The 14,954-nt window shown below is 71.0% G+C and carries 13 protein-coding genes; 7 read left to right on the top strand and 6 right to left on the bottom strand.

The window, feature by feature from the left end; genetic code table 11:
• Nucleotides 1-116: 116 nt before the first annotated feature.
• Nucleotides 117-602: a hypothetical protein gene (locus ABS52_12905; GenBank protein ODT02620.1), complete on the top strand. Its 486-nt coding sequence runs from the start codon at nucleotides 117-119 to the stop codon at nucleotides 600-602.
• Nucleotides 603-735: 133 nt separating this feature from the next.
• Entirely contained in the window at nucleotides 736-2,559 is a 1,824-nt protein-coding gene (locus tag ABS52_12910; protein ODT02559.1) for a hypothetical protein, read from the top strand.
• A 66-nt stretch (nucleotides 2,560-2,625) separates the two neighbouring features.
• Here ABS52_12910 and ABS52_12915 read toward each other — a convergent pair whose 3' ends face one another.
• The 5 genes from ABS52_12915 to ABS52_12935 all read right to left on the bottom strand — a co-directional run bounded on the left by ABS52_12915 (nucleotide 2,626) and on the right by ABS52_12935 (nucleotide 8,172).
• Nucleotides 2,626-3,753: a hypothetical protein gene (locus ABS52_12915; protein ID ODT02560.1), complete on the bottom strand. Its 1,128-nt coding sequence runs from the start codon at nucleotides 3,751-3,753 to the stop codon at nucleotides 2,626-2,628.
• Nucleotides 3,741-4,628, bottom strand: coding sequence for a DNA-formamidopyrimidine glycosylase (locus ABS52_12920; GenBank protein ID ODT02561.1), 888 nt, complete (start codon nucleotides 4,626-4,628; stop codon nucleotides 3,741-3,743). The genes ABS52_12915 and ABS52_12920 overlap by 13 nt, the downstream gene beginning before the upstream one ends.
• Nucleotides 4,612-5,895 carry a phosphoribosylamine--glycine ligase gene (locus ABS52_12925; GenBank protein ODT02562.1) on the bottom strand — a complete coding sequence of 428 codons (1,284 nt, stop codon included), beginning with the start codon at nucleotides 5,893-5,895 and terminating at the stop codon, nucleotides 4,612-4,614. The genes ABS52_12920 and ABS52_12925 overlap by 17 nt, the downstream gene beginning before the upstream one ends.
• Entirely contained in the window at nucleotides 5,892-6,872 is a 981-nt protein-coding gene (locus tag ABS52_12930; GenBank protein ID ODT02563.1) for a hypothetical protein, read from the bottom strand. The genes ABS52_12925 and ABS52_12930 overlap by 4 nt, the downstream gene beginning before the upstream one ends.
• Nucleotides 6,873-6,999: 127 nt before the next feature.
• Nucleotides 7,000-8,172 (bottom strand): cystathionine gamma-synthase, encoded by a 1,173-nt coding sequence (locus ABS52_12935; GenBank protein ID ODT02564.1) that lies wholly within the window; start codon nucleotides 8,170-8,172, stop codon nucleotides 7,000-7,002.
• 93 nt (nucleotides 8,173-8,265) lie between these two features.
• On the opposite strand from ABS52_12935, the gene ABS52_12940 reads away from it, so the two are divergent.
• The gene (locus tag ABS52_12940) at nucleotides 8,266-9,375 is read left to right on the top strand and encodes a hypothetical protein (GenBank protein ODT02565.1); all 1,110 of its coding nucleotides are present in this window, start codon (nucleotides 8,266-8,268) and stop codon (nucleotides 9,373-9,375) included.
• Here ABS52_12940 and ABS52_12945 read toward each other — a convergent pair.
• On the bottom strand, nucleotides 9,372-10,277 hold the full coding sequence (locus ABS52_12945; protein ID ODT02566.1) for a hypothetical protein: 906 nt from the start codon (nucleotides 10,275-10,277) through the stop codon (nucleotides 9,372-9,374). The genes ABS52_12940 and ABS52_12945 overlap by 4 nt on opposite strands.
• Nucleotides 10,278-10,559: 282 nt before the next feature.
• Here ABS52_12945 and ABS52_12950 point away from each other — a divergent pair, with 282 nt between their 5' ends.
• From ABS52_12950 to ABS52_12965, 4 genes are all read left to right on the top strand, one after another.
• Nucleotides 10,560-11,930: a phosphoglucosamine mutase gene (locus ABS52_12950; protein ODT02567.1), complete on the top strand. Its 1,371-nt coding sequence runs from the start codon at nucleotides 10,560-10,562 to the stop codon at nucleotides 11,928-11,930.
• Nucleotides 11,931-11,948: 18 nt separating this feature from the next.
• Nucleotides 11,949-13,778 (top strand): glutamine--fructose-6-phosphate aminotransferase, encoded by a 1,830-nt coding sequence (locus ABS52_12955; GenBank protein ID ODT02568.1) that lies wholly within the window; start codon nucleotides 11,949-11,951, stop codon nucleotides 13,776-13,778.
• A gap of 109 nt (nucleotides 13,779-13,887) precedes the next feature.
• Nucleotides 13,888-14,256, top strand: a complete 369-nt coding sequence (locus tag ABS52_12960) for a transcriptional regulator (GenBank protein ODT02569.1) — start codon at nucleotides 13,888-13,890, stop codon at nucleotides 14,254-14,256.
• 176 nt (nucleotides 14,257-14,432) lie between these two features.
• Nucleotides 14,433-14,882: a hypothetical protein gene (locus tag ABS52_12965; GenBank protein ID ODT02570.1), complete on the top strand. Its 450-nt coding sequence runs from the start codon at nucleotides 14,433-14,435 to the stop codon at nucleotides 14,880-14,882.
• The last annotated feature ends 72 nt before the right edge of the window (nucleotides 14,883-14,954 follow it).

Below are 14,954 nucleotides of genomic sequence, written 5' to 3' on the forward strand. Positions count from 1 at the left end.
TGGTCGCCCGCATCCTCGATCACCTGGACGTCGAGCACGCACTCGTCAGGCGCTGGGGCGGCGAGCCGGACGCCCTCAATGCCTGAGCGGAGGGCGCCCTCGTGAGCGGCGCCCCCGTGAGCGACGCCTCCCTCGTCATCGGGCTCATCTCCGACACGCATGGGCAGGTGCGTGCCGACGTGCACCGCGCCCTGGGCGGCGTCGCCTTCATCCTGCACGCCGGCGACGTGTGCGGCGACGAGGTGCTCATGGAGCTGGACCTCATCGCCCCCACCATCGCCGTGCGCGGAAACTGCGACGACCCCGACCATCCGCGGCTGGTCCGCGCCATCGAGCGCGTGGAGCGCGGCGTCCGCATCCACGTGAGCCACGGACACGAGCTGGGCGTCCCCACCGTGGATCGTCTCCTCGCGGCCTACGACGCCGACGTCATCGTCTATGGCCACACGCACCGTCCTCTGTTCGCGCGGGCCGGCGCTCGCCTGGTCGTGAACCCGGGGGCGGCAGGCCCGCGGCGATTCGACATCGTGCCGAGCGTGGCGCGGCTCACCATCGGCGCCGGCGGCGCCGTCGACGTGGAGCTGGTGGAGCTCTCCGCGTAACCGCGCGTTCGGCGAGCGGGCCTAACGAGTCGCGGCGCGCCCATGGGAACTTCCCAATGGTGACGTCCTCCGGGCGTCGTGCGTGTAGCGGGTGCCACTGGGCATTTGCGCCACCGCCGTCGATACTTCCCGCGTGACGTTCCCCACTCCCTCCCGTCTCTCGTCGCTTCGCCGCTGGACCCGTGACTGGTCGCGGCGTCGCGCCGACCATTTCGGGCTCCATGGCGCCTCGGCGCTCGAGCACTGGCGCGGGCGCATCCTCGCGTCCATGCTCGGCTCCGCCCTCGTGTTCGGCATTCCGCCGCTGCTGGTCGCCATCTGGACCTACGTCGATCGCGGGCTGTGGGCGATGATCGTCGTCGACCTCGTGGCGTACGGCACCGTCCCCTACGTCCTCTTCAGCCGGCGCCCCACGTATCGCGCGCGCGCCTGGACCTTCATCGGGGCCTTCTGGGTCATCGGCGCCCTCGCCCTCGCCCTGGCCGGCTTCCGGACCGCCGGCGCCGTCTGGCTGACCATGGCGGCCCTCTGCGCGGGGATGCTCATCAGCGGGCGCGCCGGGCTGGCCGTGGTCCTGGCCAACGCGGCCTTCTTCGTCGCACTCGGGTTCGGCGTGGCGGCCCGTGCTTTTCCCTGGGCGGCGCGCGTCGAGTACCCCGTGCTCCTCTGGGTCATGTCCGGGCTCAACACGACGATGCTGGGCCTCCTGGCCACCCTCTCCGTCGCCGTCCTGGTCAATGGACTCGAGCGCGAGGCGGAGGCGCGCGTGCGCGCGGAGTCCGAGCGGCGCAGCAGCCAGAAGCTCGAAGCGCTCGGGACGCTCGTGGGCGGGGTCGCGCACGACTTCAACAACCTCCTCGCGCCCATCGTCGCCAACGTCGAGCTGCTCCTTTCGGAGGAGCTCTCCTCCGAGCAGCGCGAGGTGCTCGGCGACATCCGCGCCTCGGCCGACCGCGGGCGCGACCTGGTGCATCGCCTCCTCGTGCTGCCGCAGGGGAGGCTCGCCGAGGCGGGGACGTGCGACGTGGCCGAGGTGGCGCGGGAGGTGGCGCGCATCGTGCGCCCGCACGCCGGCCCCCTCGTGACGATCGACGTGCACACCACCCCCACGGGGGCGACGTGCGGGAGCGCGAGCGAGTGGCACCAGGTCGTCATGAACCTCGCGATGAACGCCGTGCAGGCGATGCCGGCCGGGGGGACGCTGACGCTCGAGGTCGACCTCGTGGACGAGTGGGGGCGGCGCAACTGCCGGCTCCGCGTCCGTGACACGGGGAAGGGAATGTCGCCCGAGACCCTGGCCCGCGCCTTCGACCCGTTCTTCACCACCAAGGCCCCGCACGGAGGGACCGGGCTGGGGCTGCACACGGTGCGCGGGCTGGTCAGGTCGTTAGGCGGGACGGTGCGCCTCGAGAGCGCCGTCGGGGCCGGGACGGCCGTGACGGTCTGCGTCCCGCTCGCCGAACCCGCCGCCGCGGTGGCGGGAGGCGCCGCCCGGTCGCCGGCGCCGGCGGAGGGGCGCCCGCTCCCCGCCCGCCCCCCCGCGGCGCCCGGGATCGCCCCTCCGCCACGTGCAACGCCGTGGACGATCCTCGTGGTCGACGACGAGCCCGCGGTGCTGGAGTCCACGCGACGGGCGCTCGCCGCGATGGGGCACACGGTCGCCACTGCCCCCTCGGCGGCCCACGCCGAGGCGTGGTTCCGCGATCACGGGGCGCGCTGCGACCTCGTCATCACGGACTACCGCATGCCCGGCCGCACGGGGCCGCAGCTCATCGCCTCGCTGCGCGGATCGCGCCCCCACCTCCCCGCCGTCGTCGTCAGCGGCTACGCCGCCGAGGCGGCGGGCGAGATCCGGGCCCTCGGCGGGGCGACGGCGCTCCTGGCCAAGCCCTACGGACTCACCGAACTGCGCTCGGCGATCGACCGGGCCTGCCCCGCCGCCGCCGCGCGGAACTGATCGCCCCGGGCGCGGGGGCGCGCGCCGGCGCCGCCGCACCGAGATCGCGCCGCACCGCGCGCGTGCCTAACGCCGCGGGGCCATCCCGATGGCGTCGGCCGGGACCGTGGCCTGCAACTCCTCCGGGCGCGTGCTGAACCACGACGTCACGAGCAGGAGCTCGTCGATCTCGTGCGCGGGAACCGTCGCCACCGCCTCCGACGTCCCGCCCTCGAACACGCGCTGGGAGGCGTCGCCCAGCGCCTCCCACTCGGCAGGCGTTCGGGGGGCGGGAAAGTCCCCCCGCACCACACCGCGCCGGATCAGGTAGAAGCGATCCTCGCCCCCGTGCCCCGGGACGATGTACGCGAACGTCAGCGACTCCACGGCGAAGCGCAGGCGGGCGAACTGCTCGCGCAGCCCCTCCAGGCGTTGCAGCTTGTCGCGCAGCGCGGCCGCCCGCTCGAAGGCCAGCGCGTCGCTCGCCCCCTGCATCGCCGCCCGCAAACGCTCCAGCGGCTCGTCGCTGGCACACTCCAGGAAGGCCCGCGCCTGCCGCACGCGGTCGTCGTACTCCGCCTCGCGGACGGCCGCGACACACGGCCCCAGGCACGTCCCGATCTCGTGCCGGATGCACCCCGGCGTGCGCGGCGGGAAGGGGAGAAGCTCCCCCTGGTCGGCGAAGCGCATTCGATGGTCGAGCGTGCAGTCGCGCAGCCCCAGCGCATCGCCCAGTTCCCGAAGCGCGTCGCGCAACCGCTCGGCGCCGACGAAGGGCCCGTAGTAGACCCCCCCCCGCTCCCCGGCCCCCGACCCCCGCACCACGGTGAGCCGCGGCGCCACCCCTCCCCCCATGCGCACGAAGGCGTAGTGCCGCGCGTCGCGCTTCATCGCCACGTTGAACCGCGGACGCAGGCGCTTGATCTGCCGCAGCTCCTCCAACAGGGCGGCGAACTCGCTGGGGACATAGCTCCACTCGATCGTCGCCGCCTCGCGGACGATCCTCGCCCCCTTCTCCTTCGGGTAGGCCGCCCGGAAGTAGCTCAGCAGGCGCGTCCGCACCTTCTTGCTCTTTCCGACGTACACCACCTCCCCCCCCTCGCCGAGCATCCGATACACCCCCGGTCGGTCCGCCGCCGAGCCGCGCACGATCTCGCGCAGCGCGGCCAGGCGCTTCGCCTCCGCTCGCCGCTCGGTCGGGGTCAGTGCTGGCATCGATGACAGAAGACCGTCGTGCGCCCGTCGATGGCGTGCGTCTCGGCGAGCCTCGTCCCGCACCGCTCGCACGGCTCGCCGCCACGCCCGTAGGCATGCAGCTGCGCCGCGAACCCCCCGGCGCGATTGGAGGGGTCGCGATAATCCCTGAAGGTCGTCCCGCGCGCCAGCACCGACGCCCTCAACGTCGTCACCAGCGCCTCGTGCAGTCGCTCCACCTCGTCCCGGCGTAGCGCCCGCGCCGCGCGCGAGGGGTCGATCCCGGCACGCCAGAGCGCCTCGTTCGCGTAGATGTTGCCGACTCCCGCCACGATCCGCTGGTCCATCAGTGCCTTCTTGATCGCCAACCGAGACCCCCGAAGAAGCCCCGATAATCGGTCGGGGGCGAACTCCGGGTCAAGTGGCTCCACACCGATGCGCGCGCAGTAGTGGGCGAGCGCGGCGTCGTCGGCCAGCGTTACCGTCCCGAGCCGTCGCACGTCGCGGTAGCGGAACCGGCCGCCGTCGGCCAGCTCCCACTCGATGACGGAGTAGGGATCGGCCGGAGCATAGGGTTCGACGTGCAAGGTCAACTCCATGCTCTCGCCCGGTTCCGTTTCGCTGCGCCGTGAGGCTGGAGCATCGTCCACGAGGACGGCACCGGTGAATCGCGGCTGGATCAAGAGGTGCCAGCCGCCGGACAGCGAGATTATCGCCGTCTTGCCACGCCGCCAGACGCGCTCGATCCGCCGCCCCCGACATTGATGCTCCAGGTCGTCCTTGAATGCTCCGCGCAGCACATCGCCACGGACGACGCGAACATGCAGGATGCTCCTGCCGGAGAGTCGCGCGTTCAACTCGCGCGCGATCGTCTCGACCTCAGGAAGCTCCGGCACGGCGGGCCAACTCTCGCCACCCGATATCTCGGCGGAGCACCTTGTCGGCAAATTGGACGGACTCGGCTGCTACCAGGCTGAGCCGTTGGGCCTCGCGGAAGGTCGAGGCCACCGCCGTCACCGCGAAGACCCGCCCGCCAGCGGTCACCAACGCCCCGTCATCTCGGCGCCTGGTTGCGGCGTGGAAGGCGACGACTCCTTCGGGGAGCGGTGGGAGCACGATGGGTGCTCCGGTCGTCGGCGCCTCGGGGTAGCCCGGAGAGGCGACCACCGTCGTCACCGCGGCGCCACCACGGACCGTGACGGTGGGAGCATCGGCCAGCCCCCCCTCCACCGAGGCGCCGATCAGGAGCGGCAGCAGATCGCCCTCGATCAGTGGGAGGACGACCTGGGTCTCGGGGTCGCCGAATCGGCAGTTGAACTCGACCACCCTGGGACCATCGCCCGTGAGCATCAACCCGACGTACAGGAGCCCCCGGAAGGGCGTCCCGCGGCGCCGCATCTCGGCGAGCGTTGGCGCCACGATGCGCTCGCTGGTCGCCCGCAGCACGCCCGCGGTGGCGACCGCAACGGGGGCGTATGCACCCATCCCACCGGTGTTGGGGCCGGCATCCCCCTCCAGCAGGCGCTTGTGGTCCTGTGCGCCCGGCAGGAGCACGAAGTGCTCCCCATCCGTGATGGCAAAGATGGAGAGCTCCTCACCCTCCATGAACTCCTCGACCAGCACCTCCGCCCCGGCGGCGCCGAACGCCCCACCGAACATCCGGTCTATCGCCTCCTCGGCCTCGGAAATCGTGGCAGCGACGACCACCCCCTTTCCCGCCGCCAGTCCACTGGCCTTGATGACCACCGGAGCACCACCGGCGCGAACCGCGCGCTTGGCCGACTCCGCATCGCCGTGCCAGGTTGCCCGCGCGGTCGGTACCCCCGCCGCGAGCATGACCTCCTTGGCGAAGCGCTTCGACGCCTCCAGCTGGGCCGCCGCCCTCGACGGGCCGAACACCCTGAAGCCCGCGTCGCGCAGCGCGTCGCTGACCCCCGCCGCCAGAGGGGCCTCGGGGCCGATGATCACCAGCGACGGGTGCTCCGCACGCGCCAATGCGACCACGGCCGCCGGGTCGGTCACGGTGACCGGAGCGCAGCGGCCGAGCGAATCGATCCCCGGATTTCCCGGAGCGGCTACCAGATCGAGCGATGGGTCATCCTGCTTGAGCTTCCATGCGATGGCGTGCTCACGCCCGCCACTCCCCAGGAGGAGAATCTTCACGTCCCCGACGATCCCTTGAATGCGGTGTTGAAGGCGTCGCGCGCCCGGTCGAAGACTCCGCTCAGCGAGTCCATCGCCCCGCGCGCCTGCTCCCCATAATAACCGACCGCATCCTCGATGTCCGACGACAGGGGCGGGGCACTCGCGTCGCTCCGGCGCCGGTAGTCCCCCGCCAGGATCCGCTCGTACGCCCCGGACTGCACCCAGCGCTGCAACTCCGCCGCCCGCACCGTCCCGAACGGATGCGTGCGGAACGCGGTGTTGATCACCTGCCAGACCTTGTCGGCCAGGTCGCCCTGTGCCTCGTAGTGCGACGCCTGCTCGAGGAAGGCATCCACCGAGAGCGAATCGTCGAGCTCCTTCCCCCCCGCCATCTTCATGAAGGTGCTCGCGGTGACCCGGAAGTCCTGCGTCGCGAGGAGCCCGGCGCGATCGGCCGAGAACTCTGCCTTCCGGTACCACTCCATCAGGGCCAGCTGGAAGGGGAGGAGGGCGAGGCCGGCGAGGAAGGGGAGGTTGTTGATCCCGATGGTGAGGATGATGATCGCGATCGTCGTGTAGGTCGTGTGCCCGCTCATGATGTGGCCGAGCTCGTGCCCGAGGATGTCGCGTCGCTCCTCGTCGTCCAGCAGCTCCATGAGCCCCGAGTTGAGCACGATGAACGGCTTCTCGAACCCCACGGCCGCCGCGTTGACCAGCGGCGTCTGCGTGACGTAGAGCTCGGGCACCTCCTTCCAGTCCAGGGTCGCCAGGACCTCCTGGTACTGCGCCCAGAGCCGGGGACGCTGGGCGGGGCCCACCCGGACCGCATTGGCCAGGAAGAGCTGGCGCACGCCGCGCTCCCCGAAGTACGCGGCCACCTTGCGCACCACCTGGTCGAAGCCCGGGATCGCGCGAAGGGTGTTGAGCGCCGCGCGATCGGCGGGGTGCTCCCAGGCGGCGGAGGAGATGTCGGTGAGGACGATGCGCTCGGGCATGGAGGCTCTCGAGACGGGATTTGGGAGACGGGGGACGGGAGTTCGGGGACGAAGCTCCCGCCCGGCGGCGGGTGGACCTACCTACGACCTGCGCGTGGGGAAAGTGTCGCCCTCTTCCCTCCGCCGGCTACGCCACGCCCTTGAAGGCGTGATCGATGTCGGCCACGAGGTCGTGCACGTCCTCGACCCCGACGCTGAAGCGGACCAGCCCATCGCCGATCCCCAGGCGCTGGCGTCGCTCGGGGGGGACCGAGGCGTGCGTCATCGTCGCGGGGTGGCACACGAGGCTCTCCACCCCGCCCAGCGATTCGGCCAGGGTGAAGAGGTGCAGGTTGTTGACCACCCGTTCCGCCTTCTCGCGCGACCCCAGCTCGATCGAGATCATCCCCCCGAAGCCCGACATCTGGCGGCTGGCGAGCGCGTGGTGCGGGTGCGACGCGAGCCCCGGGTAGTACACGCGCTCGTCACCGAGTCGCTCGGCCAGCCACGCGGCCACCTGGCGGCCGTTGGCGTCGTGCGCCGCCATCCTCAGGTGCAACGTCTTGGTCCCGCGGAGGACCAGCCAGGCGTCGAACGGCCCGGGGACCGCCCCGGCGGCGTTGAGGATGAACTGCAGCCGCGCCGCCAGGTCGTCGTCCTTCACCACCGCGCACCCGCCCACCATGTCGCTGTGGCCATTTAGGTACTTGGTGGTGGAATGGAAGACGATGTCGGCCCCGTGTTCCAGCGGGCGCTGGAAGACGGGGGTCGCGAACGTGTTGTCCACGATGAACAGCGCCCCGTGCCGCCGGGCGATCTCGCCCACGGCGGCGAGGTCGGTGATCCACATCAGGGGGTTGGTCGGCGTCTCGACGATCACCGCCTTCACGTCGGGCGTCATCGCGTCGGCCACCCGCTGCGGGTCGCGGGTGTCGACATACGTGAAGCCGAGCCCCATGTTGGCCAGGATGCGGTCGAACAGGCGCGGGGTGCCGCCGTACATGTTGTCGGCGCAGAGGATGCGGTCGCCGGATTTGAACAGCTTCATGATGGAGTCGATCGTCCCCATCCCGCTGGCGAAGGCGAAGCCATGCGTGCCACCTTCCAGCGCGGCGATGTTACGCTCGAGGGCCTCGCGCGTGGGATTCTTGCCCCGCGCGTACTCGTAGCCCTTGTTGTGGCCGAGCGCGTCCTGCGCGTAGGTCGATGTCTGGAAGATGGGGGTCATGATGGCGCCCGTCGTCGGGTCGGGGCGTTGCCCGGCATGGACGGCTCGGGTGCCACACGAGAACTGCAGGTCTTCGTCGAAGATGCGCGACATGAGATTGGGTGCGAGAGGGAACGACGTGAAGATACCACACGCTGCCGCGGCCGGGATGGCCGGAGGGGATTCACCTCGGTCGGGGGAGGGGAGATGCCACGCATCCTGACCCCCGCCAACCCGGCGTTCGAGATCGCGGAATCGGTGCGGTGCCTCGTGGTGGACGACGAGCCGCACCTCCGGCGCGTCCTCGTGCGCCTCATGCAGAGCGACGGCTTCACCTGCGAGGAGGCCGGCTCGGGGCTCGAGGCGCTGGACGTGCTCTCGCGTCGCCCCGCCACCCTCGTCCTCACCGACCTCCAGATGCCGGAACTCGACGGCATGGGGCTCCTCCGCGAGGTCCGCGCGCGCTTCCCCGACACGGCGGTCATGCTCATCACCGCCGTCGCCGACGTCGGCACGGCGGTGAACTGCCTCGCCGAAGGGGCGATGGACTACATCACCAAGCCGTTCCACCTGGACGAGGTGCGGGCGCGCGTGCGGCAGGCGCTCGAGAAGCGCCGCCTCATCCTCGAGAACCGCGACTACCAGGACCGGCTCGAGGAAAAGGTCGCCGTGCAGGCGCGGCGCCTCGAGGAGATCTTCCTCGCCTCCATCCAGTCGCTGGCCGAGGCGCTCGAAGTCAAGGACCCCTACACGCACGGCCACTCGCTGCGGGTGGCCAAGTACTCGTCCGTCATCGCCCGCTCCCTGGGGCTCGACGCCGAAGTCGTCAGGCAGGTCGAGGTGGGGGGGAAGGTGCACGACATCGGGAAGATCGGCGTGCGCGAGAGCGTGCTGAACAAGGCCGGCCCCCTCACCGACGAGGAGTACCGGCACATCATGACCCACCCCGTGGTCGGGTGGCGCATCCTGAGCCCCCTGCTCGACGAGATGCCGATGGCGCTCAACATCGTGCGCTCGCACCACGAGCGCTTCGACGGGCGCGGGATCCCCGACGGGCTGGCCGGGCTGGACATCCCGATCGAGGCCCGCATCGCGGCGGTCGCCGACACCTTCGACGCCATGACGAGCGAGCGCCCGTACCGCCCGGGGGTCCCGCTCCATGCCACGACCGCCGAATTGCGGCGGTGCGCGGGGGCGCAGTTCGACCCCGACGTGGTGGACGCCTTCCTCACCGCGCTGTCGTCGGGGGCCATCGACACGTCGGCGATCGGCGAGCTCGGCACGGTAGCGGCGCGTCCGCCGATCGGCGCTCGTTAGGGCGCCAGCAGCTCCACGCCGGCCTGCTGGTACCACCGCTCGCGCAAGGCCGCGTCGAGCGGGGCGCCGCCGGCCAGGCAGCGCTGCAGCACCGGGGCATCGAGCGGACGCCTCCGTCGCTCCACCGCGTCGAGGATCGCCGCGAAGTGCGCCGGAGCGCCGACCAGCATCGACACCCCCTCGCCCTCGAGCCGCTCCACGGTGCGGGCCGCGTCCTCGCCGTGGGCCGTGGTCACCCGCCCGCCCGCCAGGAGCGGGGCCACCACCCCCGTCACCAGCCCGAAGAGGCGTGTGCACGGGGCAAGGGTGAGCGTGCGGTCACGCGCGGCGAGCCGCAGCCGCTCGCCGGTGGCGCGCGCGGCCGCCAGCAGCCGCAGGTGCGTGACCGGGGTGCCTAACGACCCGGCGTCGGGGTCGTCGGCCGCCGGCACCAGCACCTCCTCGTCGGCCCCGGGGACGTCCCCCTCGCCCTCCAGGTGCAACCCCTCGTGCATCGCGAGGTCGATGGCGCGAGACTCCCCCGCCACCTCCCACCGCGCGCGCGCGGGCGCCTCGTCGAGGATCACGCGTGGCAGCCCGGGCGGGACGTGCGTCTCGAGCGCGCGCACCGTGAACGCCGCCCCCGCGGCCGCGGCCCCAGGTCCCTCCCGCGTCACCCGGGCCCCGTCCGACGGGTCGAGGAGCATCGCCGGATGCCCGTCGCTCGCCGCCAGGGCCACCAGCAGCGGTGCCCCGCGGTCGAGGACCAGCAGCGTCCGTCTCCCCTGGAGGGCGCGCACGAGCGGGGCGGTGCGTTGCAGCAGCGCAACGCCCGAGGCGACGAGGCGGCGGGCCTCGACCCCGTCGAGCGTGCCGTTGGCGGCCGCGATGGCGAGGGGGAGGTAGGAGAGCGGATCGCTCATGCGTGGTTCATGAAGTCTCGAAAACTTTGTCGCGGTGGCGCGTCTTTCTGCCGGGGCCCAGGGCACATCACCTTCGATTCCCACCCAATCGGCGACGCCGGCCAGGTCGTCAGGGGCGCGTCGTGGCCCCCTTTCCGCGCGATGACAAGGTAACGGGCATCGGGCGCGCGGTGGGGGGCTCGTTAGGTTCCGGCCCCGGCCATGTGATGTGCGTCACGATGTAAGTGCCTTGAATGCAACAAGTTCGCCGCTACCTTCCTCGCACCGTGCACGGAGTGGTCGATGACGTTTGAGGGGTTGATGGTCAGCGTGTCGGGGGTGAGGGGGCGCGTCGGCGAAGCGCTCACGCCCGAAATCGCCTGCCAGTTCGCCGCCGCGTTCGGCGCGTTCTCGCTCGCGCGCTCATCGTCGCGCACCGTCGTCGTCGGGCGGGACAGCCGAGTCTCGGGCCCCATGTTCCACCGCGCGGTGGTGGCCGCCCTCCAGTCGGTGGGCGCCGACGTCCTCGACGTGGGGATGGCGCCGACGCCGACGGTCCAGCTGGCCGTCGAGCATCACCACGCCGCCGGCGGCCTGGCCATCACCGCCAGCCACAATCCGGTCGAGTGGAACGCCCTCAAGTTCATCGGCTCGTCGGGGCTCTTTCTCGACGCCGCCGAGGGGGCGGCGATGCGACACTACCTGGAGGACGGCGTCCCTCGGGCAACCTGGGACACCCTCGGGAACGTCCACGCCGACGCGCAGGCCATCGACCGCCACATCGATGCGATCCTCGCGCTCCCGTTCATCGACGCCGAGGGAATCCGTCGCCGTCGCTTCCACGTGGCGCTCGACACCTGCCACGGCGCCGGCGTCACGATCTTTCCGCCGCTCCTCGAACGGCTCGGCTGCCGGGTGAGTGCCATCAACCTGGAGCCGCACGGACGCTTTCACCGCCCTCCGGAGCCCGTCGCCGAGAACCTCGGGGAGCTGGAGGCGCTGGTGCGCCAGAGCGGGGCCGTCGTCGGATTCGCGACCGACCCGGATGTCGATCGCCTCGCGCTGGTCTCGAATGAAGGGAAGGCGATCGGCGAGGACTACACCCTGGCGCTCGCCGCCCGCGTCATCCTGCGGCAGAAGCGGGGACCGGTCGTGACGAACCTCTCCACCTCACGGATCGTCGCCGACATCGCCGCCGAGGCGGGGTGCGAGGTGATCCTGGCCCCGGTGGGAGAGGTGAACGTCGCGGTGAAGATGCGGAGCGTGGGGGCGGTGGTGGGCGGCGAGGGGAACGGCGGGGTCATCCTTCCCGATCTCCACCTGGGACGCGATGCTCCGCTGGCCGCCGCCCTCATCCTGCAGCTACTGCACGAATTCGACGGCACGTTGTCTGCAGTCATCGCCCGCTATCCACGGTATCAGATCGTGAAGGACAAGCTCGACCGTCCGAACGCACCGCTCGACGCCGTGTACCGATCGCTGCGCGAGGCATTTCCCGATGCGGAGGCCGACACGCAGGACGGCTTGCGGCTCACCTGGCCCGATCGCTGGGTGCACGTCAGGCCGTCGGGGACGGAGCCCATCGTGCGGGTGATCGCCGAGGCGCCGACGGAGGAGGGGGCACGGGAACTCGTACGCCGCTGTCGCGCGCCACTCGACGCGCTCTCGGCCTGAATCACGCCAGGACATCCCATGTGCGGAATCGTCGGATACGTCGGAGCCCGGATCGCCACGCCGCTCCTGATCGAAGGACTCAAGCGCCTCGAGTATAGGGGCTACGACTCGGCGGGCGTCGCCATCATGAATGGCGCGGGCGTGAAAACCGTGAAGGAGGCGGGGAAGATCGCCAAGCTCGAGAACCTCCTCGTCGCCTCGCCGGTCGAGGGGACCACCGGGATCGCGCACACGCGCTGGGCCACGCACGGGCCGCCGAACCAGGTGAACGCCCATCCGCACGTCAGCAAGGACGGGACGATCGCCGTCGTGCACAACGGGATCATCGAGAACGCGACGGTCCTGAAGCAGATGCTGGAGGGGCGCGGCTACGTCTTCACCTCCGACACCGACACCGAGGTGCTGGCGCACCTCATCGAGGAGTGCTTCGACGGCAACCTCGAGGACGCCGTGCTCGAGGCGCTCTGGCAGGTGGAGGGGACGTACGGAATCGCCGTCATCTCGTCCGTCGACGCGCACAAGATCGTCGCCGCCCGCAAGGGGAGCCCGCTCCTGGTCGGGCTCGGGGACAACGAGTACTTCATCGCCAGCGACGTGTCGGCCATCCTCGCGCACACGCGCCAGGTGGTCTACCTCGAGGATGGCGAGATGGCGGTCCTCGACGACCACGGGTACCGCGTGATCGACATGAGCGCCACCGAGATCAAGAAGAAGGTGGCGCACATCGACTGGGACCTGGCGCAGATCGAGCGCGGTGGGTACGCCCACTTCATGCTCAAGGAGATCTTCGAGCAGCCGCAGACCATCGAGAACACCATGCGCGGCCGCCTCCTGGATGAGGAAGGGACCTCCAAGCTCGGCGGGCTGAACCTCACCGACGACGAGCTGCGCTCGTTCACGAACATCGTCATCACCGCCTGCGGCACGTCGTGGCACTCGGCGCTCATCGGCGAGCACATGCTCGAGGAGCTGGCGCGGATCCCGGTGGAGGTGGAGTACGCGTCGGAGTTCCGCTACCGGAACCCGATCGTCGACGACAAGACGCTCTGCATCGTGATCTCGCAGTCGGGCGAGACGGCGGATACGCTGGCCGCGATGCGCGAGGCCAAGCGGCGCGGCGCGCGCACGCTGGGGGTCGTGAACGTGGTGGGGTCGACCATCGCGCGCGAGGCCGACGGCGGGATCTACATCCACGCCGGCCCGGAAATCGGGGTGGCGTCGACCAAGGCGTTCACCAGCCAGGTCGTGGCGCTCCTCCTCTTCACGCTCAAGCTGGGGCGCCTGCGCGGCGCCCTGTCGGCGGAGCGCGGCCGCGAGATCATCGCCGGGATGCGCGCCCTCCCCGGGCACATCCAGTCGGTGCTGGCGCGCGCCCAGGAAATCGAGGACATCGCCGAGGAGTACAAGCGGGCGAGCAACTTCCTGTACCTCGGGCGCGGCTACAACTTCCCGGTCGCGCTCGAGGGGGCGCTCAAGCTGAAGGAGATCAGCTACATCCACGCCGAGGGGTACCCGGCGGCCGAGATGAAGCACGGCCCCATCGCCCTCATCGACGAGATGATGCCGGTCGTCTTCATCGCCCCCCACGACTCGGTGTTCGACAAGATCACGTCCAACGTGCACGAGGTGAAGGCGCGCAAGGGACGGGTCATCGCCGTGACGTCGCGCGACGAGCCGGCGCTGGACGGCAAGATCGACTACGAGTTCCGGATCCCCGGGACGATCGACCTCCTGATGCCGATCCTGGCCTCGGTGCCGTTGCAGCTGCTGGCGTACTACGTGGCCGTCAAGCGCGGCGCCAACGTGGACCAGCCCCGCAACCTGGCCAAGTCGGTCACGGTGGAATAGCAGGGGAGGGGACGGGGGGAGGCCCCGTCGTCCGCTCGTCGCGCCAGCCCCATCGCCGCGGACCGGATAGTGCATTGACAAGCTTCGATGTATGGGTTAGGATACACCCATGACACGGACCCTCGACATCGTCGAACGCCAGCTGGGTGAGCGCTGCTGCGACCGGGAGGCCCGGCCGCAGATCTCGCAGCGGGATGCCGAGCGCCTGGCCGAGGACCTGCAGCTCCTGGCGCACCCGGTCCGGCTCCAGCTCCTCGACGTGCTGGCGCGCAACGAGGGGCGTGTCTGCGTCTGCGACCTCGAGGCAGCGGTCGCCGTCAAGCAGCCGACGGTCTCGCACCACCTGCGCATCCTGCGCGAGGCGGGGATCGTGGATGCCGAGAAGTCCGGACAGTGGATGTTCTACCGGATCCGGCGCGAGGCGCTGGAATCGCTGCGGGAGCGCCTCGATGCTCGGCTCGATGCGCTGCTGCCGTGACCGTTTTTTTTGGGGAGATGTATCGATGATGATCAATGAAAATCCGCCGGTGGCCTGCGCCCGTCCGCTCGTCTGCGTCAGCGTGGACAAGCTGCTGGAGCAGCTGGCGGGGCGGCGCACCGCGCCGCAGCTCGAGCCGACGGTGTACTGGCCCCGCACGCCCACCAGGACGCGCCATGGCTGACGCCGCATTCTCGATTCGCCCCGCCACCGCCTCGGACCTCGAGGCGGTGAAGGGCCTCCTGCGGGGTGCCCGGCTCCCCCTCGATGGCCTCGAGGAGCAGTTCGGCGACGGATACGCCATCGCCGAGTGCGGTGGCGCCGCCATCGGCGCCGAGGGGATCGAGGTGCATGGCGACGCGGGGTTGCTGCGCTCGGCGGTGGTCGACGCGGCGTGGCGCGGCAAGGGCGTGGGCGATGCCCTCACCCGGGATCGCCTGGCGTGGGCGGCTCGCCATGGGCTCCGCGAAGTCTGGCTCCTGACGACGACCGCGGCCGACTACTTCCCCCGCTTCGGCTTCGCGCGGGCGGCGCGCGACGCGGCGCCCGCTCCGATGCAGCGCTCGCGCGAGTTCGCGGACGCGTGTCCGGCCTCCGCCGTCGTCATGCGGCGCTCCCTCACCTGACGGCCAACGCGACGCCGCGCCGGCACGGCGGCGTCGTTTCCCTGATCACACGAGACCACCACGATCATGAAC

This window comes from Gemmatimonadetes bacterium SCN 70-22 (assembly GCA_001724275.1).
Lineage (GTDB): Bacteria > Gemmatimonadota > Gemmatimonadetes > Gemmatimonadales > Gemmatimonadaceae > SCN-70-22.